General features: G+C 62.5%; 25 protein-coding genes and 1 pseudogene. 15 read left to right on the top strand and 11 right to left on the bottom strand.

Going from position 1 to position 24,100, the window contains the following annotated elements; genetic code table 11:
• Positions 1–62 precede the first annotated feature (62 nt).
• The 7 genes from BSF40_RS20325 to BSF40_RS20290 all read right to left on the bottom strand — a co-directional run bounded on the left by BSF40_RS20325 (position 63) and on the right by BSF40_RS20290 (position 7,258).
• Entirely contained in the window at positions 63–779 is a 717-nt protein-coding gene (locus BSF40_RS20325) for a L,D-transpeptidase (protein ID WP_095966469.1), read from the bottom strand.
• Positions 776–1,534 carry a M15 family metallopeptidase gene (locus tag BSF40_RS20320; RefSeq protein ID WP_095966468.1) on the bottom strand — a complete coding sequence of 253 codons (759 nt, stop codon included), beginning with the start codon at positions 1,532–1,534 and terminating at the stop codon, positions 776–778. The genes BSF40_RS20325 and BSF40_RS20320 overlap by 4 nt, the downstream gene beginning before the upstream one ends.
• Before the next feature lie 33 nt (positions 1,535–1,567).
• Positions 1,568–2,557, bottom strand: coding sequence for a lipoyl synthase (lipA, locus tag BSF40_RS20315; RefSeq protein WP_095966467.1), 990 nt, complete (start codon positions 2,555–2,557; stop codon positions 1,568–1,570).
• 139 nt (positions 2,558–2,696) lie between these two features.
• Positions 2,697–3,953, bottom strand: a complete 1,257-nt coding sequence (gene glyA / locus BSF40_RS20310) for a serine hydroxymethyltransferase (RefSeq protein ID WP_095966466.1) — start codon at positions 3,951–3,953, stop codon at positions 2,697–2,699.
• Between the two features lie 32 nt (positions 3,954–3,985).
• Complete coding sequence (gene gcvH, locus BSF40_RS20305) at positions 3,986–4,369, bottom strand: glycine cleavage system protein GcvH (protein ID WP_095966465.1); 384 nt, start codon at positions 4,367–4,369, stop codon at positions 3,986–3,988.
• Between the two features lie 396 nt (positions 4,370–4,765).
• Entirely contained in the window at positions 4,766–6,274 is a 1,509-nt protein-coding gene (locus BSF40_RS20295) for a sigma-54-dependent transcriptional regulator (RefSeq protein WP_095966464.1), read from the bottom strand.
• Positions 6,275–6,343: 69 nt separating this feature from the next.
• Positions 6,344–7,258, bottom strand: a complete 915-nt coding sequence (locus BSF40_RS20290) for a LysR family transcriptional regulator (protein WP_095966463.1) — start codon at positions 7,256–7,258, stop codon at positions 6,344–6,346.
• A 151-nt stretch (positions 7,259–7,409) separates the two neighbouring features.
• Here BSF40_RS20290 and speB point away from each other — a divergent pair, with 151 nt between their 5' ends.
• From speB to BSF40_RS20260, 5 genes are all read left to right on the top strand, one after another.
• On the top strand, positions 7,410–8,411 hold the full coding sequence (gene speB / locus BSF40_RS20285) for an agmatinase (protein WP_095966462.1): 1,002 nt from the start codon (positions 7,410–7,412) through the stop codon (positions 8,409–8,411).
• A gap of 68 nt (positions 8,412–8,479) precedes the next feature.
• Complete coding sequence (locus BSF40_RS20280) at positions 8,480–9,991, top strand: aldehyde dehydrogenase (protein WP_095966461.1); 1,512 nt, start codon at positions 8,480–8,482, stop codon at positions 9,989–9,991.
• A 254-nt stretch (positions 9,992–10,245) separates the two neighbouring features.
• Positions 10,246–11,820: a cytosine permease gene (locus BSF40_RS20270; RefSeq protein ID WP_095966460.1), complete on the top strand. Its 1,575-nt coding sequence runs from the start codon at positions 10,246–10,248 to the stop codon at positions 11,818–11,820.
• A 2-nt stretch (positions 11,821–11,822) separates the two neighbouring features.
• Positions 11,823–13,511, top strand: a complete 1,689-nt coding sequence (gene betA / locus BSF40_RS20265) for a choline dehydrogenase (RefSeq protein WP_095966459.1) — start codon at positions 11,823–11,825, stop codon at positions 13,509–13,511.
• 209 nt (positions 13,512–13,720) lie between these two features.
• Positions 13,721–14,179 (top strand): GNAT family N-acetyltransferase, encoded by a 459-nt coding sequence (locus BSF40_RS20260; RefSeq protein WP_007980669.1) that lies wholly within the window; start codon positions 13,721–13,723, stop codon positions 14,177–14,179.
• Positions 14,180–14,192: 13 nt separating this feature from the next.
• Here BSF40_RS20260 and BSF40_RS20255 read toward each other — a convergent pair whose 3' ends face one another.
• On the bottom strand, positions 14,193–14,498 hold the full coding sequence (locus BSF40_RS20255) for an NIPSNAP family protein (protein ID WP_095966458.1): 306 nt from the start codon (positions 14,496–14,498) through the stop codon (positions 14,193–14,195).
• Between the two features lie 230 nt (positions 14,499–14,728).
• Here BSF40_RS20255 and BSF40_RS20250 point away from each other — a divergent pair, with 230 nt between their 5' ends.
• Positions 14,729–15,391: an ATPase gene (locus BSF40_RS20250; protein ID WP_095966457.1), complete on the top strand. Its 663-nt coding sequence runs from the start codon at positions 14,729–14,731 to the stop codon at positions 15,389–15,391.
• 40 nt (positions 15,392–15,431) lie between these two features.
• A complete protein-coding gene (locus BSF40_RS20245) occupies positions 15,432–15,770 on the top strand; it encodes a hypothetical protein (RefSeq protein WP_095966456.1) in 339 nt (112 codons plus the stop codon).
• 317 nt (positions 15,771–16,087) lie between these two features.
• Here BSF40_RS20245 and BSF40_RS20240 read toward each other — a convergent pair.
• Positions 16,088–16,246 (bottom strand): annotated as a pseudogene (locus tag BSF40_RS20240) (polyphosphate kinase 2); the annotation flags it as partial.
• Entirely contained in the window at positions 16,171–16,350 is a 180-nt protein-coding gene (locus tag BSF40_RS33585; protein ID WP_371918105.1) for a hypothetical protein, read from the bottom strand. The pseudogene BSF40_RS20240 and the gene BSF40_RS33585, both read right to left, overlap by 76 nt.
• 97 nt (positions 16,351–16,447) lie before the next feature.
• On the opposite strand from BSF40_RS33585, the gene BSF40_RS20235 reads away from it, so the two are divergent.
• From BSF40_RS20235 to BSF40_RS20220, 4 genes are all read left to right on the top strand, one after another.
• Positions 16,448–17,377, top strand: a complete 930-nt coding sequence (locus tag BSF40_RS20235) for a phosphatase (RefSeq protein WP_095966455.1) — start codon at positions 16,448–16,450, stop codon at positions 17,375–17,377.
• A 24-nt stretch (positions 17,378–17,401) separates the two neighbouring features.
• Positions 17,402–17,845, top strand: coding sequence for an arsenate reductase ArsC (locus tag BSF40_RS20230; RefSeq protein ID WP_095966454.1), 444 nt, complete (start codon positions 17,402–17,404; stop codon positions 17,843–17,845).
• A gap of 62 nt (positions 17,846–17,907) precedes the next feature.
• Entirely contained in the window at positions 17,908–18,288 is a 381-nt protein-coding gene (locus tag BSF40_RS20225) for a DUF1801 domain-containing protein (protein WP_095966453.1), read from the top strand.
• Positions 18,289–18,475: 187 nt separating this feature from the next.
• Positions 18,476–18,865 carry a cytochrome c family protein gene (locus tag BSF40_RS20220; RefSeq protein ID WP_095966452.1) on the top strand — a complete coding sequence of 130 codons (390 nt, stop codon included), beginning with the start codon at positions 18,476–18,478 and terminating at the stop codon, positions 18,863–18,865.
• On the opposite strand, the gene BSF40_RS20215 is transcribed toward BSF40_RS20220, so the two are convergent.
• The gene (locus BSF40_RS20215; protein WP_008002864.1) at positions 18,866–19,723 is read right to left on the bottom strand and encodes a LysR substrate-binding domain-containing protein; all 858 of its coding nucleotides are present in this window, start codon (positions 19,721–19,723) and stop codon (positions 18,866–18,868) included.
• 134 nt (positions 19,724–19,857) lie between these two features.
• Between BSF40_RS20215 and BSF40_RS20210 the strand changes: the two genes are divergently transcribed.
• Genes BSF40_RS20210 through BSF40_RS20195 form a run of 4 tightly spaced genes read left to right on the top strand, consistent with a single transcriptional unit; the run spans position 19,858 to position 24,099 of the window.
• The gene (locus tag BSF40_RS20210; RefSeq protein WP_095966451.1) at positions 19,858–20,910 is read left to right on the top strand and encodes an agmatine/peptidylarginine deiminase; all 1,053 of its coding nucleotides are present in this window, start codon (positions 19,858–19,860) and stop codon (positions 20,908–20,910) included.
• A gap of 4 nt (positions 20,911–20,914) precedes the next feature.
• Positions 20,915–21,823, top strand: a complete 909-nt coding sequence (gene aguB / locus BSF40_RS20205) for an N-carbamoylputrescine amidase (RefSeq protein ID WP_095966450.1) — start codon at positions 20,915–20,917, stop codon at positions 21,821–21,823.
• 1 nt (position 21,824) lies between these two features.
• Positions 21,825–22,925, top strand: coding sequence for an extracellular solute-binding protein (locus BSF40_RS20200; protein WP_095966449.1), 1,101 nt, complete (start codon positions 21,825–21,827; stop codon positions 22,923–22,925).
• Between the two features lie 49 nt (positions 22,926–22,974).
• Positions 22,975–24,099 (top strand): agmatine/peptidylarginine deiminase, encoded by a 1,125-nt coding sequence (locus BSF40_RS20195; protein ID WP_095966448.1) that lies wholly within the window; start codon positions 22,975–22,977, stop codon positions 24,097–24,099.
• Position 24,100: the final 1 nt, after the last annotated feature.

Raw genomic sequence — 24,100 nt, 5'->3', positions numbered from 1 at the left:
GGGACTGCTACGCAGTCCAGCGGGAGCAAGCTCCCTCGCCACAGGTTTGGTGTTGCTCTTAATCAACGCTCAGGTAACTTCCAGCGCTCACGCAACTGCTCGTACTGCGCTTCAGGCAGTTGCACCAGCACCGGGGATTTGCCAGGGTCCAGCCAATCCAGCAGCCGCTCGATATCCGCCGGGTCCATGGCCGTACAGCCACGGGTCGGCGCCGTGGGGCCGCGCCAGATGTGGAAGAAAATGCACGAGCCGGCAGCGGGAGAGGCCGGGGTGTTGTGCTGGATGAAAATGCCCTGGCGGTACAACTCATCCGGGCGGCGCATCCGTTCGGAGCTGCTCCAGTCTTTTTCGACGACCGCGCCGTCGACCAGTTCGTTGTAGCGAGTCGATTGGCTGTCATCCACGCATTCGATGCTCGGTGTCAGCGACAGATAGGGCAGGCGGGTATCGGCCGAAGGCGCGTAGCCAAACGCCGTGCCCAGCTTGAACATGCCAGCTGGGGCCTTTCCATCGCCTTCCTGTTTGACCGGTCCTTCAGGTGGCCCGCTGTCGAGCAGCCCCTTGCCCCAGCCCATGCCGTTCTTGCCGAGAACGACTGCGAAGGGCGCTTCGAATTTGCGCAAGGTCTGCCTGTGCCGTTCATAGCGCTGGGCAGTACCCCGGATGTCATCCCAGCCTTTACTGGTGACCACGATCAGTTGGTCGCTGCCGTCGAGTCCCTGGGCCATGGCGGCCAGCGGAAAAAACGCCACCAACATGGCCTTGAGCAGATTGTTCATGGCGTGAACGGCGTGATCGGGAAGTCCATGACGTCCGGCTTCGGTGGATTGCCGCTGTATGTGAAGTGCCACCACTCGGCCGAATACCCCACAAAGCCTTCCTTGGCCATGGCGTCGGTCAGTCGCTGGCGATTGGCCCTGGCCGTGGCGTTGATCAGCGCCGAGTCGGTGTGCGCCCGCTCATCGAAGCAGTCGAACCCGGTGCCCATGTCGAGCGCGCCGTCGTGCCAGCGCTCGCCGTAAGGCGCCGTGCAATCCACCGGTTTCACCGAAGGCGTCCAGGTGTCGGCGGGCAGGGCGTCGGGGCCGGTCATCGTCAGGTCGACGGTGTTGCCCCGGGAGTGATTGGACACCCGGGCCACATACCCCAGGCGCCAGAAGTCCTGCTTGTCGACCCGCGGATAGAACTCGGTCTTGAGCGGGTCGCCGGGTTCGCTGGCGAAGCGGCCCATGTCCGCCACCGCGCGGGTCGGGCGATAGCAGTCGAATACCTTCAAGCCGTAGCCTTCGGCTTTCAGTGCGCTTTGCACTCGGGCCAACGCCTTCGCCGCGTCCTGCGATAGCAGGCACTCCGCCGCCTGGTAGCCGTCGAGCGGGTGCCCGGTGAAATTGTGTGCGCTGGCGTAGCGGATGTCCTGCACGATGCCCGGGTCGACGCTGCGCACATACAGCATGTGCCCGGGTTTCGGCTCGTCGGCCATGCACGGCAGGGCAAGGCTCAGGCACAGCAACAACAGACAGGGTGAACGCGGCATCGGGAACGGCTCCATGCATGACCAGTCACTCCATCATGGCTGGAAACCGCCGGCACCTCCATGAAGTTGTTGATCGGCATGATAGGACGAGCGCACCAGCGGCCCGGACGCCACGTTCTTGAAGCCCATGCGCGTGCCTTCCTCGGCGAACCAGGCAAAGGTGTCCGGGTGCACGAAGCGCTGCACCGGCAAGTGACTGCGCGAGGGCTGCAGATACTGGCCGAGGGTCAGCATGTCGATGTCGTGCTCGCGCATGCGCTGCATGACTTCGATGACTTCCTCGTCGGTTTCGCCCAGGCCCAGCATCAGGCCGGATTTGGTCGGTACGTGGGGCACCGCGAGCTTGAACTTCTGCAGCAGGTCCAGTGACCACTCGAAGTCCGAGCCGGGGCGCGCGGCCTTGTACAGGCGCGGTACGGTTTCCAGGTTGTGGTTGAACACATCCGGCGGCTCAGTGGCGGTGATCGCCAGGGCCACGTCCATGCGTCCGCGATAGTCCGGCACCAGGGTCTCCAGCTGCACGCCGGGGGACAGCTTGCGGATTTCCCGCAGGCAATCGACAAAGTGTTGGGCGCCGCCGTCGCGCAAATCGTCGCGATCCACCGAGGTGATCACCACGTACTTCAGGCGCAGTTCGGCGATGGCCACGGCCAGGTTCATCGGCTCGTTGACGTCCAGCGGCCTGGGCCGGCCATGGCCGACATCGCAGAACGGACAGCGCCGGGTGCAGATGTCGCCCATGATCATGAAGGTCGCGGTGCCACCGGAAAAACACTCGCCGAGGTTCGGGCACGAGGCTTCTTCGCAGACGCTGTGCAGCTTGTGCTTGCGCAGCAGTTGCTTGATCCGCTCGACCTCGGGAGAGATCGGCATGCGCACGCGGATCCAGTCGGGTTTGCGCGGGAATTCATCCGTGGGAATGATCTTCACCGGAATCCGCGCGACCTTGTCCGCGCCGCGCAGTTTGGTGCCGATTTCTACTTTCGCCGGGCTCTTGCCGGTCGATGCGACAATGGCATTCATGGTGCTTTCCTTGTGCAATTGCGCAGATCCTGTGGGAGCGGGCTTGCTCGCGAAGGCGGCGTGTCAGTCAATATTGATGTCGACTGACACGGCCCCTTCGCGAGCAAGCCCGCTCCCACAAGGGTTTTGTGTTGTGGGGTCAGTCGCGGTAGACCGGGAAGTCGGCGCACAGGGCGGCTGCCTGTCGGGCGACATTGGCTTCGATGTCGGCATCACCCAGGTGATCGAGGATGTCGCAGATCCACCCGGCCAGGGCGATGCTTTGCGCTTCCTTGAAGCCACGGCTGGTGATCGCCGGCGTACCGATGCGCAGGCCGGAGGTCACGAAGGGCGATTGCGGATCGTTGGGCACGGCGTTCTTGTTCACGGTGATGCCGGCACGCCCGAGGGCGGCGTCGGCGTCCTTGCCGGTCAGGCCCTGGCGGATCAGGCTGACCAGGAACAGGTGGTTGTCGGTACCGCCGGACACCACGTCATAACCGCGCTCGATAAACACCTGCGCCATGGCCTGGGCGTTGCGGATCACCTGCGCCTGATACGTCTTGAATGCCGGCTCCAGCGCTTCCTTGAAGCACACGGCCTTGGCGGCGATCACGTGCATCAGCGGGCCACCCTGACCGCCGGGGAACACGGCGGCGTTGAGCTTCTTCTCCAGCTCCGGGTTGGCCTTGGCCAGAATCAGACCGCCACGGGGGCCGCGCAGGGTCTTGTGCGTGGTGGTGGTGACCACGTCGGCGTAGGGCAGCGGGTTCGGGTACAGACCCGTGGCCACCAGCCCGGCGACGTGAGCCATGTCGACGAAGAAGTAGGCGCCGACCTTGTCCGCAATCTGACGGAAGCGCGGGAAGTCCAGGGTCTTCGAATAGGCCGAGAAGCCGGCGATGATCATCTTCGGCTGGTGCTCGAGCGCCAGGCGCTCGACTTCGTCGTAATCGATCAGGCCGGTGGCGGTGTCGATGCCGTACTGCACGGCGTTGTACAGCTTGCCGGAAAAGCTCACCTTGGCGCCGTGGGTCAGGTGGCCGCCGTGGGCCAGGCTCATGCCGAGCACGGTGTCGCCCGCTTGCAGCAACGCCAGATAAACCGCGGCGTTGGCCTGGCTGCCGGAGTGCGGCTGGACGTTGGCGTAATCGGCGCCGAACAGTTGTCTGGCGCGGTCGATGGCCAGTTGTTCGACCACATCGACGTGCTCGCAGCCGCCGTAGTAACGCTTGCCCGGATAACCTTCGGCGTACTTGTTGGTCAGGCCGCTGCCCTGGGCCTGCATGACCCGCTGGCTGGTGTAGTTTTCCGAGGCGATCAGTTCGATATGGTGTTCCTGCCGGGCATCCTCGGCATTCATCGCCGCCAGCAGTTCGTCGTCGTAGCCTTTGATCTGGTCGTGTTTGCTGAACATGGTGTGGTCCTTTTTCCGGATTCGTGGGGGCTTCAAGCGTCGGCGTGTTCGGCGGTCAGGCGTTCGTAGGCGTCTTGATCCAGTAGATCTCCGAGCGCCTCGACATCGACCGGCTTGAAGCGAAAGAACCAGCCTTCGCCCAACGGGTCTTCGTTGACCAGTTCCGGAGTGCCCTCCAGCGTGTCATTGACCTCGACCACCTCACCGTCCAGCGGCATGCCGATGCTGCTGGCGGCTTTCACCGACTCCAGCACCGACACTTCAGCGCCGGCACCGAAGGCGCCCAATTCAGGCACCTGAACGAACACCACATCCCCCAGCGCCTGCTGGGCAAACGCCGTGATGCCGACGGTGACCAGGCCATTGCTCTCAAGGCGCAACCATTCGTGATCGACGGTAAAACGCAATTGGCTCATATCAACTCCTTATTGTTTTAAGGCTCGTGGCGGGGCGACGAGCGGGGTTGGAGGAGTGATAGCAAGGGCGGTGCCAATGTTTATTAGTCGTTTTAAATCAATGGCTTAAGGTGTTTTTACAAGAAAGGGATGACGAGTGCTGTATTGAAATCAATACGGGCAAGCAAAGCCCCGGACGCAAGCGCCGTGATTGCTGGCAGGCAAGTGGTTGTCTTGATTTCGCTACGCCGTATCGATTTTAAGACATGGAATCCAACAACAACACTGATCCCCTTGTGGGAGCGGGCTTGCTCGCGAAGGCGCCCTGTCAGGCAACACTGATGGTGAATGACACACCGCATTCGCGAGCAAGTCGGATCGCCGCACCGCCGCTCCCACATTTTGACCGAGTCAGTCTTACGGTTTGTTGGGAATCCCGTACTTGCGCAGGCGAATCGCGATGGCGCTATGGGATGTCTGCAACCGCGCAGCGAGCAATCGACTGGACGGATAACTGCGGTAAAGCTGTTCCAGCAGGTTCTTTTCAAAGTCGCCAACGGCCTCTTCCAGGCTGCCCACTTCGCCGTCGTTTTGCCGCTCGACGGCGGTGCGGGCGATGTCGAGGTCGTCGATGTCCACCAATGGATTTTCGCAGATCGCCGCCGCGCGAAAGATCACGTTTTGCAGTTGCCGCACGTTGCCCGGCCAGCGGTTGCCGAGCAGGGCACTGAAGGTGCTCGGCGCCAGGCGACAGGCCGGTCGCTGGATCTGCGCGCAGGCCTGTTGCATGAAGTGATTGGCCATCAGCAGAATGTCGTGACCGCGCTCGCGCAGCGGCGGCACTTGCAGGTTGAGCACGTTGAGGCGGTAGAACAGGTCTTCGCGGAAACGTCCTTCGGCGACCATTTTTTCCAGGTCGCGGTGGGTCGCGCTGAGCACCCGCACATTGACCCGTACTTCCTTGTCGCCACCGACCCGACGAAAGCAGCCATCGCTCAAGAAGCGCAGCAACTTGGCTTGCAGATAGGGCGACATTTCCCCCACCTCATCGAGGAATACCGTGCCCTGGTCGGCCAGTTCCAGCAGGCCGAGCTTGCCGCCCCGTTGCGCGCCGGTGAAGGCGCCGGGGGCGTAGCCGAACAGCTCGCTTTCAGCGAGGCTCTCCGGCAGTGCCGCGCAGTTCAGGGCCAGGAATGGCGCGTCGTGGCGTGGGCTGATGGCATGGCAGGCACGGGCCACCAGCTCCTTGCCGGTGCCGGTTTCACCCTGGATCAAGAGCGGCGCATCAAGGGCCGCCACCCGTTGGGCACGGGCCTTGAGTGCGCGGATCGGCGGCGATTCGCCGAGCAGCGCATCGAAGCCTTCGGCATGGTCGTGGTGCAGCGCCGACAGGCGTTCGCCGATGCGATTGGGTTGATACAGGGTGAGCAGGGCGCCGGCGTCGGTGATCGGCATCGCGTCGAGGAGCAAGGTCTGGCCGCCGAGACTGACCTCGTGCATCGGCAGGCGGAAATGATGGGCGATCAGGGTGCGCTGCAAGTCGGCATCGTCGAACAGGGCGGTCAGCGACTCACCGGCCGGTTCGCGGCCGCACAGGGCGATCAGCGCCGGGTTGGCCAGCAGCACATGACCACGGTCATCCACCGCCAGCACCGGGTCGGAACTGGCGGCCAGCAAGGCGTCCAGTTGCAGGCGCCGGCGTTGCCCCGGAAGGATGTCGACCAGGGTCACGGCCTGCACGCCGCGCACATCGAAAAGGGCTTCGCGCAGCTCTTCGAGCACCTCGGCGCCGAGGGTCGGCGCATCGATGTAGACGTTCGGCGGGACCATCTCCACGGCGTCCAGGTTGAAACTGCGTCCACCGAGCAGGGCCAGCACTTCCTGGGTGATGCCGACGCGGTCGATGAAGGTGACGTGGATGCGCATGACGGGCCTGCAAGGTTGGCGAACTAAAATCAGTATGCCCGGCAAAATTTCAATTTGGCGAGTGTCACCTCACGGCGTGCCGGTTTTACGGGCGCTGGCGGCCAGGTCCTCGAGGAACGCCTGGAGGATGGGCGGCGGTGCCGTACCGCGTCGGGTGATCACATCGAAGGGTGACTTCAGGCGCAGGCTCGCGGCTGCCAGTTGATGCATCTCGCCGCTCTTGACCCACTGGCTGGCGAAGTGCTCGGGCAGGAAGCCGACATAGGCGCCGGAGATGATCAGGATGGCCGAAGCCTCGATGTTATCGACGGTGGCGGCCGCCTTGCTGACGCCCAGGTGCTCGAGGTCGTATTGCTGCATGTAGCCGCGCACGACGATGCGCCCGGCGGCGACTTCTTCGAGCAGTTCCTCACCTTCTGCCTGGCTGCCAAACAGCGGGTGGCGCCGCCCGCAATACAAGCCCAGGGCTTCCTGGTACAGCGGCGATTGCAGCAGCCCCGGCACATGGATCGGGAAGTGCCCGATGGCGAGATGGAGTCGACCGTCGAGCACCCGTTCTTCGAGTTCCGCCGGGGTGCCGACGTACACGTTCAGGTGCACGTCGTGGCCGCGGGAAACGAAGCGCTGGGTGGTGCGCGGGATCGGCGAGTCGGGGTCGGTGATCGTGGTGTCGATGATCCCCAGGTTGAGCTTGCCGCTGATGTGCTGCTTGAGCACGTCGGCGTCCATGCAGAAGTTTTCCACCGCCGACAGCAGGCGCTGGGTGGCTTCATGAATCGCCACGCCCTGTTCGGTCAGGCGAAAGCCGCTGCGCCCGCGCTGGCAGAGTTTGACCCCCAGGCGGGTTTCCAGGTGGGTCATCTGCTCGCTGATGGTCGACTGCCCGGCATTCAGCGCCGCCTGCGCGGCCGAGAAACCGCCGCAGCGGACAATCGTGGCAAACACCCTGAGCAGTTTCAGGTCGACATCGTGCAGCTGGATCATCTTGGACCTCCGGCCTGTGGACGCATCGGGAATGCCGATATGAGTATCTGATGTTTAGCATTTTTTCCACGAAAACCTGCGCCCATAGTCTCTCCAACGGCGGTCGCCTTGCAGTCCGCCAGGCCGATAACAAGAAGTGGAGAGGCTAGAAATGTCGAACAACGGTTATGAATCCGGTCGCCTGAACCTGCCATTCGTGGGTCATTGCACCTTTGGCAAATCCCCGGTGTGCACCGATTGGGATGCACTGGATGCCGACGTCGCGGTGCTGGGCGTGCCCAACGACATGGGCACCCAGTGGCGCTCCGGCGCACGCTTCGGACCCCGCGGGATTCGTGAAGCATCGACGCTGTTTTCCTTCGGCCACGCCGGCGCCTACGATCACGAAGATGACGTGATGTACCTCACCGCATCGGATGTGCGCATGGTCGACGTCGGTGATGCCGACATCGTCCACACCGACATGGCCACCAGCAACAAGAACACTGAATACGCCGTGCGCAAGATCCTCGATGCCGGCGTGATGCCGGTGGTGCTCGGCGGCGACCACTCGGTGCACGCGCCGGTGATCAAGGCCTTCGAAGGCCGCGGCCCGATCCACATCATCCACTTCGATGCGCACCTGGATTTCGTCGACGAGCGCCACGGTGTGCGCTACGGCCACGGCAACCCGCTGCGCCGTGCTTCGGAAATGAACCACATCGTCGGCATGACCCAGATGGGCATCCGCAACGTATCGTCGTCCAACCGTGACGATTACGAAGCGGCCCATGAAGCCGGCTCGAAAATCCTCTCGGTACGTGACGTGCGCCGCCTCGGTGTCGAGGGTGTACTGGCGCTGATCCCGCAGAACATCAACTACTACATCACCATCGACATCGACGGTTTCGACCCGTCCATCGCCCCCGGCACCGGCACTCCGAGCCACGGCGGCTTCCTCTACTACGAAGTGCTGGAAATCATCCAGGCCCTGGCCAAACGCAGCAAGGGCAACATCGTCGGTATGGACCTGGTGGAAGTGGCGCCGGTGTACGACCCGACCGGCATGACCTCGATCCTCGCCGCGCAACTGCTGCTCAACAGCATCGGTTTCATCTTCCACGAGCGCGGCAAGGTGCGTGCGGCCGCCGAGAGCGAAACCATTCCAGCCTGATATCGAAACCACAAAGCTCAGAAGCCAGAGCCCCGGCAGTGCCTGACTGCCGGGCAGAGAGAATAAAAATGGACACGATCGTCAAGAGTTACCTGCAGAAATTCGGCGTCAGCGAAGCCACCCAGACCTTCCTCAGCAAGGTCCAGAAAATGTTCATCGGCGGCGCCTGGGTCGAAGCCAGCGACGGCCAGACCTCCGATGTCATCGAACCTTCGACCGAAGGCCTGATCACCCGCATTCCCATGGGCACCACCGATGACCTGGACCGCGCCGTGCAAGCCGCCCGCGCCCAGTTCGACGGCGGCGCCTGGCGCCAGGCCAAACCGGCCGAACGCGAGCGCATGATGCAACGCCTGGCCGACCTGATCGAACGGAACGCTGCCGAACTGGCGGAAATCGAATCCATCGACATGGGCAAATCCGTGGCCTTCGCCAAGGACGTGGACATCCAGGGCACCGTCGATACCCTGCGTTACTTCGCCGGCTGGGCCACCAAGCTGCATGGCCGCACCGTCGAACCTTCGCTGCCGGGCAACTACCTGGCTTATACCCGCAAGGAAGCGGTCGGCGTGGTCGGTGCCATCGTGCCGTGGAACTTCCCGCTGCAGACCATGGCCTGGAAGCTCGGCGCGGCGCTGGCGACCGGTTGCACCGTCGTGGTCAAGCCCGCCGAGCTGACCTCGTTGTCGGCCCTGCGTTTCGCTGAACTGGTGCAGGAAGCGGGCATCCCCGATGGCGTGATCAACATCGTCACCGGGCGCGGCAGTGTGGTCGGTGCGGCCATGGCCACCCACCCTGGCATCGACAAACTGACCTTCACCGGTTCGACCCCGGTCGGCCAGACAGTCGGTCGCGCAGCGCTGGATGACATGAAGCGCCTGACCCTCGAACTCGGTGGCAAATCACCGGTCATCGTCTGCGCCGACGCCGACATCCCGGCCGCCGCCCAAGCGGTCGCCAACGGTGTGTTTTTCAACTCCGGGCAGGTATGCGACGCCGGTACACGGGCCTATATTCATAGCAGTGTCTACGACCAATTCCTGGGTGAGCTGATCGCCTACACGCGCACCCTGAAAATGGCCCCGGGCCTGGACCCGGACTGCTTCATCGGTCCACTGGTTTCGGCCCTGCAAAAGCAGCGCGTGACCGAGTACATCGAGACCGGCAAGGCAGAAGGCGCCGAACTGGTCTACGGCGGACAAGCGGTCGAAGGCCCAGGCTTCTTCGTCGAGCCGACCATCTTCGCCCATTGCCGCAACGACATGCGCATTGTCCAGGAAGAGATCTTCGGGCCGGTGCTGGTCACCGCACCCTTCGACGATGAAGAAGAGGCCCTGGCCCTGGCCAACGACTCGCCTTACGGCCTGGCTGCCGCACTGTATTCCAACGACCTTGGCAAAGTGCACAGCCTGATCCCGCGCCTCAAGGCCGGCTCGGTCTACGTCAACGCCCACGGCACCCTCGATCCGTCGATGCCGTTCGGTGGCTACAAACAGTCCGGGTTCGGCAAGGACCTGGGCGCCGAGCAGCTCGATTACCTGCTCGAAACCAAGGCGGTCTGGATCACGCTGCCAGGCTGATGCTGATCAGTTAAGACAAGGAACAATGCAATCCCTGTGGGAGCGAGCTTGCTCGCGATAGCGGACTGTCAGCCAACATCAATGTTGCATGTCACGCCCCCATCGCGAGCAAGCTCGCTCCCACAGGTTTTGCGCCAAAGTTGAAAGCAATTGCACCTTTGAAATTCGGGAACGGCAAGGACGCGCCCCCGGGAGTCGTTCACCCGAAAGAACGCGGTTATCTCGTCATGATCTTCCAACAATAAGAGACCATCATGAACACTAACGCCAAGTCAGCCCCGAGCGTGTCCAGCCTCGATGACAAACCCGTCGTCGAAAGCCATTCGATCGACTTCATCCCCGAGAACGAGCGCACCGACAAACTGTCGAGCCAAGGCCCGTTCTGGTTCCTCGGCAACTTCACCTTTTTCACCATGACCATCGGCTTCGTCGGCCCGAGCGTCGGCCTGACCGCGCTCTGGACCACCCTGGCCGGCACGCTGGGCATCATGTTCGGCACGCTGTTCATGGCGTTTCACGGTTCGCAAGGCCCGCACCTGGGCCTGCCGCAGATGATCCAGTCCCGCGCGCAGTTCGGTTATCGCGGGGTGATCCTGGTGCTGCTGGCGACGCTGTTCGTGTTCGCCGGTTTCAACATCGTCAACCTGGTGCTGATGATGCAGGGGTTGCACACGCTGTTCGGTTTCAGCCCTGCGGTGATCGCGGTGGCGGTGACCATCCCGGCGGCGGTGCTGGCGATTCTCGGCCATGACTGGATGCACCGCAGCTTCAAATGGGCACTGTTCCTGTCGTTGCCGCTGTATGGCCTGGTGACCATGGCGGTGCTGATGGGGTGGGTGCCGGATGCGGTGCTGCCGGCACTCGCGGAAGGCGAAGTGGCCCGGGAGCCACTGGGTTTTAACTGGACCGGTTTCATCGCGCAGTTTGCGGCGGCCGCCAGCTACAACATCGCCTATGCGCCTTATGTGTCGGACTACTCGCGCTACCTGCCGAAGAACACGTCCAGCGGCAAGCTGATTGCGGTGGTGTTCCTCGGGGCTTCGCTGTCCGGTGCTTGGATGATTTCCGTGGGTGGCTGGCTGGCCGATCACCTGCATACCACTGACGTGCTGGTGGCCCTGGGGCAAGTCGGCAACACCGTGTCGCCACTGATGGGCACGGCGGTGGTGGTGGTCACCATCCTGGCGTTCCTGCCGGTGATCGCGATGAACATCTACAGCGCCAAGCTGACCACGCTGACCTGCGTCGACTCGATCAAGCACATCGAACCCACCCGCAAGGCACGCATCCTGGCCATCGGCTTCGTGATCCTGCTGCAACTGGGCGTGGCCCTGAGCATCCAGAGCTCGGGCAAAGGCCTGTCGGTGCTGGGGATTTACCTGGTGGTGATGCTGTACTTCCTGGTGCCCTGGACCTCGGTCAACCTCACCGATTACTTCTTCGTGCGTAAGGGCCGCTACGCCATCCCGCATTTCTTCATGCCCCACGGCAACATTTATGGCAGCTGGGGACTGCGTGGGATCGCCGCTTATGCCATCGGTTTTATCTCGATGATTCCGTTCTTCTACATCTTCGACGGCGTTGAACAGCGCGAGGTGTATGTCGGCCCGCTCGCCAAGGCACTGGGCAGCATCGACATTGCCTGGCTGGTCGGGTTGATCGTCTCGGGCCTGGCCTACTACTGGCTGAGCCGCTCGATCGACCTCAAGCGCGAAGAAGCGGTGATCCAGCAGATCGAAAAAACCTCCCCGCAATACACCACCGGCGACACGCTGATCCACAAACAGCAGCCACTGCCGGTATTCACTGAATCGACGGTCGGGAGATGACCATGGCTACGCAAAAATACGACTACATCATCATTGGCGCAGGCTCGGCAGGTTGTGTGTTGGCCAACCGCCTGAGCGAAGACCCGGCCACCTCGGTGCTGGTTCTGGAGTTCGGCGGCAGCGACAAGAGCGTAGTGATCCAGATGCCCAGTGCCTTCTCGATCCCGATGAACACCAAGAAGTACAACTGGCGCTACGAGACCGAGCCGGAGACTTTCCTCAACGGTCGGCGCATTCACTGCCCACGGGGCAAGGTGTTGGGCGGTTCGTCTTCGATCAACGGCCTGGTGTATATCCGCGGCCATGCGCTGGATTTCGACGAGTGGGAATCCCTGGGTGCCGAAGGCTGGGGCTATCGCAACTGCCTGCCGTACTTCAAGCGTGCCGAAAGCTACGAGTCGGGCGGTGACAGCTATCGCGGGCAGACCGGCCCCTTGCACACCACCAACGGCAACCACATGAAAAACCCGCTGTACGGCGCCTGGGTCGAAGCCGGCGCGGAGGCGGGCTACATCAAGACCGAAGACTGCAACGGCTACATGCAGGAAGGTTTCGGCGCCATGCACATGACCGTGAAAAACGGCGTGCGCTGCTCCACGGCCAATGCCTACCTGCGTCCGGCCATGGGCCGTCCGAACCTGACGGTGATCACTCACGCGATGACCCGCCAGGTCATCCTCGAAGGCAAGCGTGCGGTGGGGGTCATGTATGACCACGGCGGCCAGACCCACCAGGTGCTTTGCAACCGCGAAGTGCTGATCTCGTCCGGGCCGATCGGCTCGCCGCACCTGCTGCAACGCTCCGGCATCGGCCCGGCGGACGTCCTGCGCAAGGCCGGGATCGGTGTGCGCCATGACCTGCCGGGGGTAGGGGAGAACCTGCAGGATCACGCCGAGGTGTACATCCAGTTCGGCTGCAAGGAACCGGTGACCCTCAACAGCAAGATGGACCCGCTGAGCAAGCTGATGATCGGTCTGCGCTGGCTGCTGTTCAAGGACGGCCTGGGCGCCACCAACCACTTCGAGGCCGGTGGCTTCATCCGCTCCGAGAAAGGCCTGCGCTGGCCGGACATCCAGTTCCACTTTCTGCCGGCAGCGATGCGCTACGACGGCAACAAGCCGATCAAGGGCCATGGCTTCATGGTGCTGACCGGGCCGAACAAACCGAAAAGCCGTGGTTACGTGCGGGTGCGCTCGGCCGACCCGTACGAGCATCCGGAGATTCGCTTCAACTATCTGGAGCGGGAAGAGGACCGCGAAGGTTTCCGCCGCTGCATCCGCCTGACCCGCGAGATCATCGGCCAGAAAGCCATGGACCGCTTCCGCGACGGCGAAATCGCCCCGGGCGCGCAGGTGACCAGCGACGAAGACCTCGACGCCTTTGTGCGCGACAACCTGGAAAGCACCTACCATCCTTGCGGTTCATGCCGCATGGGCGAGGACGACATGGCGGTGGTCGACTCCGAATTGCGCGTGCGTGGCATCGCCGGTCTGCGGGTGATCGATTCGTCGGTGTTCCCGACCGAGCCGAACGGCAACCTCAATGCGCCAACCATCATGCTCGCCGAGCGGGCGTCCGATCTGGTGCGTGGCGTGCAGATGCTGCCGGCGTCGGATGTGCCGGTGGGGCTGGTGGAGGGTTGGGAAAGCAGCCAGCGTACTTCGTTGCCGGGGCGTAATGTGCGGGTCTGACGGCAACCCGCAATCAATGTGCAAACCTAATGTGGGAGCGGGCTTGCTCGCGAAAGCGGTGGATCAGTCACATCCATGTTTAATGTGCTGCCGCCTTCGCGAGCAAGCCCGCTCCCACAGGGGTAACGGTGCTTTCAGGAAAAAAGTGCGTCGTTGTTTCCTGGCCATTGCTAGTCTGTAAATCCTTGAGACCGCAATGGAGCACCCTCATGGCTATTCAGGCCCTGCGCGCCGATGCATCGCATATCGACCAGATCGCCCCTCTGTTTGACGCCTACCGGATGTTCTACGAGCAGCCGTCGAACCTGGCGCAGTCGCGCGCCTTCATCGCCGAGCGCATCGCCCGGGATGAATCGGTGATTTTTCTGGCCCGGGACACCGACGGTGAAAACCTCGGCTTCGTCCAGCTGTTCCCCACTTTTTCCTCGATCGACGCCCATCGCACCTGGCTGCTCGGTGATCTGTTCACCACGCCCGCTGCACGGGGCAAAGGCGTCGGCACCTTGCTGATGAACACCGCCCGGGATTTTGCAAGGCTGGCCGGTGGCAAAGGCATGACCCTGGAAACCGCCACCGACAATGTCACCGCCCAGCGCCTGTATGAATCCCTGGGCTGGGTGCGCGACCCCGGTTACTACACCTACTGCCTGGATCTGAAAAAAGACTGAGTCAGCCAGCCTTTCAGGCAAACACCGGCCGCATGAATGAGCGCTCGTAGCTGAGGATGAATTTCCTCTCTTCGGCGTATTTGAACGCCGCGATGCACGCCGGATCGTTCATCGATTGCTGCCGGTAATGTTCGTAGGCCGCCAGGCTGGGAAAGGTGAACAGCGCCAGGGCGATATTGTTGGCGCCCTCCGAAGGCAAAAAGTAGCCGTGGTGCTGGCCGCCGAACTTCTCCACCAGGGGGATCCACAACTTGCCGTAGTGCTCGAAGGCGTCGAGCTGGTAGGGGTCGAGCACGTATTTCAGGTAGCAGGTCACCATTGTTTCACTCCTTGATCAGGTTTTGAGGGCAGTCGCCACTGTAATCAACAGTGGGCGCCCGGCACAGCCGCTTGTTCGACATTGACCGGTAAATTTGCGCCAGAGGCCTGCATTGGCGCCGCCGCACTATTGGTTCAGTCAATAGTCACCATCAAGCATCGCAAGTTCTGTTTTTTGCGCAAAGGCGGAAAATTGCCGGCATTGAACACGCTGCTCAAGGAACCTGCGCGATGAAAATCTTGACCCGACTGGCTGTGTTTGCCCTGTTGCTGGGCAGTGTTGCGTCTACCGCATCGGCCTTTGCCGGGGACGCACGCACCTGCCACCTGCCGCCCATCACCGGAAGCCAGGGCGGCTTGCAATACGGGCAGACGGTCGGGGTGCTCTACAGCGAACACACCGTGGAAAACCTGCAATACCTTGAGCAATACCACTCGGTGGCCGTCAATGGCGCGAAGAACGCACTGGATGCGCGAATTCGTCAGGCTTTCGTCGACAGCTCCGATCCGCAACTGGCCATCGACTGGCTGCTGAGTTCGTTGCACAAGAGCTTTCTGTCGGTGACGGTCTACGACAACCTCGATGCCCTGGTGCAGGCCCATCCCGATGTCGTGGTGATGCTCGATACCCACAACCAGTTGTTGACCCAGCGTAACGACCGGGTCGAGGCGCGTTTCACCGCGCGGTTCTACGACGCCAGCCTGCAATACATCGGCAAGGCCGAAGGCGCGGTGGAAAAACAACTGCCGTCGGTGTGGGTGCATGACAAGGCCGCGCCCGAGATTGCCGCGCAAATCGAACAGCAACGCGACCTGCAACTGACTGCATTGAAGCAATTCGATGCGTCGTTGAAGGCGCTGGTATCCGCCGGATTAACCGCAGCAACCCATTAACCAGCCAATTCACCATAGATTGCTTTTCAGGACCTGATTCATGCGCACTTTTTTTGCCCCGACCCTGGCCTTCGCCTCGCTGTTGCTGGCCGGTTGTGCCACACCGAACAATCCGACGCTGACCTTGCAGACCAGCAAGTCGCCCGAGGCGTACACCCATTGCGTGGTGCCGAAGTTGCAGCACGATGCACTGGCGCCCACGGTGTCGCAGACCCAGCGCAGCTACCGGATCGTCGTGTCGAGCAAAGTGGCGGCGGACAACGTGCTTGAAACCTACAAGGCCTCGAACGGCGGCAAGGTGTTCCTGTACGAGCGCAAGCTGCTGGCGTCGACTTTCGTACCGTCCAGTTTCGAGCGTGCGGCGCAGGAATGCCTGTAAGCGCCATTTCAGGCAAAAAAAAGCCGCCGGGAGAGGCAGCAGAAAGTTAAAGCACGCATTGGATGACTGGAGTATGGCGTTCGGTGCATGACAATTCGATGACAGCTTGATGGACATTCATCAGGATGCCAGTAATCCCGCTGCGAGTGATTAACTGTTGCGAGGGGGCTTGCCCCCGTTCGGCTGCGCAGCAGTCGTAAATCCCTACAGCGCGGTATGCCTGAAAAACCGCGATGGATGATTTTGGGGTCGCTGCGCAACCCAACGGGGCGGTGCGGCGATCCGACAAGCCCCCTCGCCACAGGTCCTGTGTTGGGTCAGTAAACCTCGGGCACGATGATTTCCTGCGGCACAGGCCCCCGCGAATAGTCTTTCTGGCGCTCGCGCTGCGGCAATTCGATCACCGGCAACTCGACCTCTTCATAAGGCATCTGGCTGAGCAGGTGATGGATGCAATTGAGCCGGGCCTTCTTCTTCGCTGGAAATACCACTGCGTGCGTTCGCGGTCATTGGGGGCGGGCAGGGCGGCCACCCGGCAGACCCGGGGGTTGAGTCGCTGGGTGATGCCCGCTGGTGTCACATGGGTGTCATCGAAGCCATGGCAAGATCCTCGCAATCCGTCTTGAGTGCCCGACGGTCGTCAGTCCGCCGGCAGTTGAATGTGCAAGGAACCCCGTATGAAAGACGCCCCGCTGTTTGCCGCCATCGACCTGGGTTCCAATGCGTTTCGCCTGATGATTGGTCAGTCGGTGAGACGAAACCAGCAGATGGTCATTCAGGAAGTGAGGACCCTGCGCGAACCGGTGCGTCTGGCCGAAGGCCTGCAGGGCGGGGCGCTCGATGAGCTGGCGCTGGACCGTGGCTGGCAGGCGCTGGCGCGGTTCGGCAAGAAGTTGCGCGGTTTCGAGGCCGGACGCGTGCGGGCGGTGGCCACCAGTGCCGTGCGCGAGGCGGACAACGCGCCGCTGTTCCTGGCCAGTGCCGAGCGTCACCTGGGCTTTCGCATCGACGTCATTTCCGGTCACGAAGAGGCGCAACTGGTCTACGCCGGCGTCGCCCACACCTTGCCGGCGCAAACCACGCGGCTGGTGGTGGATATCGGCGGTGGCTCCACGGAAATGATCATCGGCCGTGGCGACCAACTTCTGGTTACCGAAAGCATTGCCATCGGCAGCGGCACCTTTGGTGCGCATTACTTCCACGGCGGGCGGATCCTGGCCGAAGCGCTGCTGGAGGCCGAACGCGCGGCCACGGTGCAATTCGAACGCATTGCCCGCCGCTACCGCGCCATGGGCTGGCAGCAGGCGATCGGCTCTTCAGGAACGGCGCGGATGCTGGCCAAGGTGCTCAAGGCCAATGGCCTGAACGATGAGGGGCTAAGCGGCATCACCTACGGCGGCCTGTTGCGCCTGTCGTTGCGCCTGCTGGAAGTCAAACATGTGAAACACCTCAAGCTGGCCGGTCTGCCCACCCACCGCCTGAGCATTCTGCCCGGCGGCCTGGTGGTGATGCTGGCGGCGTTCAAGGTGTTCGGGATCACACATATGATTGCGTCTGAACCGGGATTGCGGCTCGGCGTATTGCATGGATTGATGAACAAACACTGACAACCTGCCAGCCGAGGTAAACCCATGACCGAACCACGTCGCGTGCTGTTCGTCTGCGCCAGAAACGATGTCCGCTCACCCATGGCCGAAGCCTTGCTTCGCCACACCGACCCTGCCGACTTCCTGGCCTTCAGCGCCGGGCTTGAGGCCACCGAGATCGATCCACGTACCTTCGAATCCCTCGAACACATCAATGTCGATGCCAGCGGCTTGCGCAGCAAGTCCCTCGAGGATTTCGAAGGGCAGGCATTCGACTACGTCATCACCCTGTGCGACAAGTCCCGGGAAGAGGCCGCGCGCATGCCGTTTACCGGTGAAGTGATGGTCTGGAGCTTCGAAGACCCGACCACCAGCGAACGACACGACCCGTTCCGCCATACCCTCCAGGAAATCGGCGACCGCATCAAAATGTTCATCACCGTGAAAACCCGTCCCGCGCCCCAGGCACCGTCAGTCAGCGATTCCTGAAAAGCCGCGAGCAGCGTCTACCCTCATCGGTCACAACCATCATGATGAGGGTGCAGACAGTGATGAAAACGGACAAGGTTGAATCAAACGAAGCCTCGGCACTGATCGACGAGCGAATCCGCGAACTGGCCGACTGGCGCGGCGAGACCCTGGCCCATATGCGCAAGATCATCCGGCAGGCCGACCCCGAAGTGATCGAAGAGTGGAAGTGGCGCGTGCCGGTGTGGTCCCGTGCCGGCATCCTCTGCACCGGCGAGACCTACAAGCAAGTGGTGAAGCTGACCTTCGCCAAGGGTGCGTCGCTGGACGATCCGTCGAAGCTGTTCAATGCAAGCCTTGAAGGCAATACCCGCCGTGCCATCGATGTTCGCGAGGGCGAGCAGATTGATGAAAAGGCGCTGACGGCGTTGGTTCAGGCGGCCATTGAACTCAACAAAAAGTAAGCCATGCACAAGTCCCTGTGGGAGCGGGCTTGCTCGCGAAAGCGATAGTCCAGTCACCTACGATGTTGAATGTGAAGGCCTCTTCGCGAGCAAGCCCGCTCCCACAGGGATTGCGTCCATTTGACCACTTGGGGTATCCCCGGCCTGCATGTTCCAATAGCGAGCCATCGCAGACTGGAAACGCAACATGAAGAAAATCGCTGCCCTGACCCTCGCCCTGGCGCTCACCGCTGGCCAGTTCAGCACACCCACCCTGGCTGCGGGCGATGTCCAGGCCGGGGAGAAAGTGTACAAGCGCCTCTGCAGCGGCTGCCATCAGATCGGCGAATCGGCTCGCGCCTTCTTCGGCCCGCAGCTCAATGGCGTGATCGGCCGCCACTCCGCCGTCACCACGGACTACGTGTATTCCGACGCGATGAAATCCGCCAACCTGGTCTGGGATCGCGAAACCCTGATCGCCTACCTCGAAGCGCCGAAGAAAGTGGTGCCCGGCACGCGCATGATTTTCTGGGGGCTGAGCGATCCGGAAAAAATCGAAGACCTGTTGGCCTATCTGCAAACGTTTCCGGCGCAGTAATCACTCGCCCAGGTTCTCCACCAGCCATTGAGTGAAGCTGCGCGCCATCGCCGTGTTCTCGCTGTCACGGTGGGTCAGCAGCGCCCAGTTCGGGCCGCGGATGGTTTGTTCCACCATCGGCTGCAACAGCCCGGTGGCCCGCGCCTGCCGACTCAGCAACTGGCTCACCAGCGCAATGCCGAGCCCGGTGCAGGCGGCGTCCAGCAGCAGCCCCGGATCGGAAAAGTTCAGCCCCTGATCCATCTGCCCCACATCAATGCCCGATTCCACCGCCCAGTGGCTCCAGTCCATTTCCCGCTCGCCATGCAGGGTGGTGCGCTGTTCCGCCGGCACCGCCAACAGGCTCGGGTGGCACGCCGGGTAGAGGCGGTCGGCGTGCAGCACCTTGAAACTGCATTCGGCCTGGGAACTGATGTCGTCGCGCACCGCCAGGTCGATGGTCTGACTGGCCATGTCCGGTACTTCATCGGTGCTGAAGATCCACAAATCGACCTGCGGATGCTGGCGACGGAAATCCCCCAGGCGCGGCAACAACCAGTGCCGGGCAAACGCCGGGGTGGTGTTGAGCACCAGTTGATTGGGTTTCTGGTATTGCCCCAGCCGGCGAATGCCCACCGCCAGTTGCTGCAACAACGCCTGGGTGGTGCTGAGCAGATCGTGACCGGCATCGGTCAGGCTGACGCTGCGCCCACTGCGATAGAACAGCGGTTGTTCCAGGTAGGCCTCAAGGCTGCGGATCTGCTGGCTGATCGCCGACTGGGTGAGGTGCAACTCTTCGGCAGCCTTGTGAAAGCTGCCCAACCGGGCGGCGGCTTCGAAGCCGCGCAGGGTGCTCAGGGGCGGCCAGTGTTTGAGCATATCGATAAGTTCCTCTAATCAGTTGCCTGCAAAATCCATCGTTTGTTAGCCCGTTTTGTCAGCCGTAGCATGCATGCCAAGACCGCCAAGGGCGTTTTCATTGAACACAATGACTTAACTCAGAGGTACTTGTCATGCAGCAGAACGGTATTCAAAACAGCGGTTGGACGATGCCGGCCGAATGGGTCACCCACGCCGCCACCTGGATGGTCTGGCCGCACAACAAGACCCTGTGGGAGTCGGGCTGGCAGGTGACGCTGCCCCAGGTTCAAGAGGACTTCGCCCGGGTGGCCAACGCCATCGCCCGTTTCGAGCCGGTGAAACTGGTGGTCGATCCTTCAGCGGTCGCCAGCGCCAAAGCCTTGTGCGGGCCGAACATCGAGTTGATCGAACTGGCGGTCAACGACAGCTGGTGCCGCGACTCCGGCCCGAGCTTCGTCTGCCACCCGCAGCAAGGCCTGGCCGGTGTGAGCTGGCGCTTCAATGCGTGGGGCGGCAAGTCGGCCCACGAACTGGACGAAAGCCTGGCCCGCCGCGCGCTCAACCATCTGGGCCTGGAGTGTTTCGGCACGGCGCTGAGCAACGAGGGTGGCGCCATTCATGTGGACGGCGAGGGCACGCTGATCACCACCGAGTCGGTGCTGCTCAACCCTAACCGCAACCCGGGCGTGACCAAGGCCGAGATCGAAGAGATCTTCACCCGCCTGCTGGGCGTGAAGAAAACCATCTGGCTGCCGGGCGATCCGGACTACGTGACCGGTGACATGACCGACGGCCACGTCGATGGCGTGTGCGCCTTCGCCCGCCCTGGCGTGTTGCTGGTGGACGCCACCCACGACCAACAATCGGTGTACGCCGAAGTCGCCCGGGAGAACCGTCGCGCCCTTGAACTGGCCACCGACGCTCAAGGCCGCAAATTCGAGCTGATCGAACTCTATGAAGCCACCGACGCGGTGGACACCGAGGCCGAAGTGTTCTGCGCCTCCTACACCAATTTCTACATCGCCAACGGCGCGATCATCATGCCGGCCTACGGCATCGATGCCGACAAGGTCGCTGCCGAAGTGCTGGCGCAGGCGTTCCCCGGTCGCGAAGTGGTGCCGGTGCGGATCAACCATCTGGCCCATGGCGGTGGCGGTGTGCATTGCATCACCCAGCAACAGCCGGCCTGGCCGGTGCGGGGTTGATGCCATGACACTGTTGACCATCGCCACCACGCAAATGCCCTGCACCTGGGACCTGAAACACAACCTCGACCAGGCCGAGCAACGGGTCCGCGAGGCCGCGGCCAAGGGCGCGCAGGTCATCCTGTTGCAGGAGCTGTTCGCCACGCCGTACTTCTGCATCGAGCAACACCACAAACACCTGGCGCTGGCCGAGGAGTATCGCGACAGCCACGTGCTCAAGCGCTTTGCCGCATTGGCCAAAGAGTTGGGCGTGGTGCTGCCGCTGAGCTGGTACGAGAAGGCCGGCAATGCCTACTTCAATTCGTTGAGCGTGGCCGACGCCGACGGGCGCCTGTTGGGCGTGTACCGCAAGACCCACATCCCCAACGCCATCGGCTATCAGGAGAAGGAATACTTCAGCCCCGGCGACAGCGGGTTCCGGGTCTGGGACACCGCGTTCGGGCGTATCGGCCTGGGTATCTGCTGGGACCAGTGGTTCCCGGAAACCGCCCGCTGCCTGGCCTTGATGGGCGCCGAAGTGTTGCTGTTCCCCACGGCCATCGGCTCGGAGCCTGGCTGCGCCGCCCTCGATTCCCGCGATCACTGGCAGATGACCATGCGCGGCCACGCCGCCGCCAACCTGTTGCCGGTGGTGGCGGCCAACCGTGTCGGCCGGGAAGCGGCGACCACCGACCCGACCCTGCAAATGAGCTTCTACGGCTCGTCGTTCATCTGCAATCACAAGGGCAAGTTGCTCGCCGAAGCCGACCGCGACAGCACCGGCGTGCTCGTCCACACCCTGGACCTGGCGGCCATGCGCGAAGACCGCCTGACCTGGGGCATCTACCGCGACCGCCGTCCGGACATGTACGGCGCCTTGCTGACCCAGGACGGTCGTCAGATCCACTCACGCTGGGCAACCCAAGGGGTGTGACATGAATACGATCAACAAGCTGTGCCTGGCCATGGGGCTGGCGCTGACCTGTGCGGTGCCTGCGTTGCATGCCGAGGAGAAAACCCTGCGGCTGTACAACTGGGCCGACTATTTTGCCGAGGACACCCTGAGCCAGTTCACCGCCGAAACCGGGATCAAGGTGATCTACGACGTCATGGACGGCAGCGAAACCCTGGAAGCCAGGATGCTCGCCGGCGGCAGCGGTTACGACCTGATCTTCCCCGGCGATACCGTGGCCGAGCGCCTGGTGCGCGCCGGCAGCCTGCAACCGCTGGATCAGTCCAGAATCACCGCCTTGAACGACGTCGAGCCGGGGTTGCAGAAGCTGCGCTCGCACTATGAGCATTCGAGCAACGCCACGGTTCCCTACACCTGGGGCACCATCGGCCTGACCTACAACGCCGAACAGATCGCCCAGCGTGCGCCGGACGCACCGGTCAACAGCCTGGACATGCTGTTCAAGCCGGAGCTGGCGGCGAAGTTTGCCGATTGCGGCATCTCGATGATCGACTCGCCGGACGAAGTGCTGGCGGTGGTGCTCAACTACCTCGGCCGCGACCCGCGCAGCGGCAAACCGGCGGACCTGGCGGCGGCCAGTGAGTTGCTGATGAGGGTGCGGCCGTACGTGCGCAAATTCCAGTCGCAACCGGTGACCGATCTGGTCAATGGCAACCTGTGCATGTCCCTGGGCTACAGCGGCGACATGACCCAGGCGCAGCGCACGGCCGACAGCGCCGGCAAGAAAACCACCTTCCACTACCGCATTCCCCGCGAAGGCACCACGGTGTGGATGGACACCATGGCCATTCCCGTCGACGCCCGGCACCCGGAATACGCCTACGCTTTCATCAACTTCGTGATGCGCCCGCAAAACATGGCGGCCATCAGCAACTTCACCGGCTACCCGACCTCCAACGCCAAGGCGCGGCCGGACGTCGATGCCGCGATGCGCAACAACCCGGACATCTACCTCGATGAAGCCACCTATGCGCGGCTGATTCCCGGCAAGGACATCTCCCAGGCCGACATGCGGGCACGCATGCGCACCTGGACCAAGTTCAAGACCGCTACGGTCAATTGATCACCGGCTGGCCCACGGGCCGGCCAAACCCCGGATTTCAGGAAAACACATGCCGACACGTCGAACATTCATCAAGCAGGTATCGGTCATCGCCGGACTGGGCGCGGTGGCGTCCATGGGATTGGGCTTGGGGGCCATGCCGGTGCGCGCGGCCGGCAAAGGCAACGGGTACATGCCCGATGAAGGGGACAAACACCAGCGGGCCTTCATCGCCTTCGGGGCACAGGCCGCGATCTGGGAGGACTTCACGCCCCACGTGCAAGACGCCCTTGGCCGGATCGCCCGCAGCATCGCCGAATACGAGCCGGTCACGGTGTTCTGTCGCCAGAGCGAACGGCGCCTGGCCGAAGCCAAATGCGGCAGCCACAACACCACCTTCGTGATCACCGAACTGGATGACATCTGGATGCGCGACATCGGCGCCAATTTTCTCGTCGATGACAACGGCAACCTCGGCGCCGTGGACTTCAACTTCAACGGCTGGGGCAACAAACAGCAGCATGAGGACGATGCGCAATTGGCCGCCCAGGTCGCGCAAAACGCCAAGGCGGATTACCAGCGCAGCGAACTGGTGGGCGAGGGCGGTGGCATCGAAGTGGACGGCCACGGCACCGGGATCATGACCGAAAGCAGCTGGATCAACCGCAATCGCAACCCCGACTGGAGCAAGGCCGATGTCGAAGCGGAGCTGAAGGAACGCCTGGGCCTGCGCAAAATCATCTGGCTGCCGGGCATCAAGGGCAAGGACATCACCGACGCCCACGTCGACTTCTATGCGCGCTTCGTCAAACCCGGGGTGGTGATCGCCAACCTCGACAACGACCCCGAGTCCTACGACTACAAGGTCACTCGCGCCCATCTGCAGATCCTGGAAAACGCCACGGATGCCGATGGCCGCAAATTGCAGGTGCATACCGTTTCGCCACCGCTCAACCCGCGCAACAGCCGGTTCAGCAAGGACAACCCGGACTTCGCCGCCGGCTACATCAACTACTTCGTGATCAACGGCGCGATCATTGCGCCGCAATTCGGCGACAAGCAAGCGGATGCCAAGGCTTTCGACCTGCTGTCCGAACTCTACCCTGACCGTGAAGTGGTGCAGCTCGACATCGACGCGATCTCCGCCGGTGGTGGCGGCATACACTGCGTGACCAGTCATCAGCCGATGGTGTGAA

Origin of the sequence: Pseudomonas sp. ACN5 (assembly GCF_002303975.1) — a bacterium.
Taxonomy (GTDB): Bacteria; Pseudomonadota; Gammaproteobacteria; order Pseudomonadales; family Pseudomonadaceae; genus Aquipseudomonas; species Aquipseudomonas laurylsulfatiphila.
The sequence above is the reverse complement of the archived record's forward strand: the minus strand, read 5'-3'. Positions and strand labels throughout refer to the sequence as shown.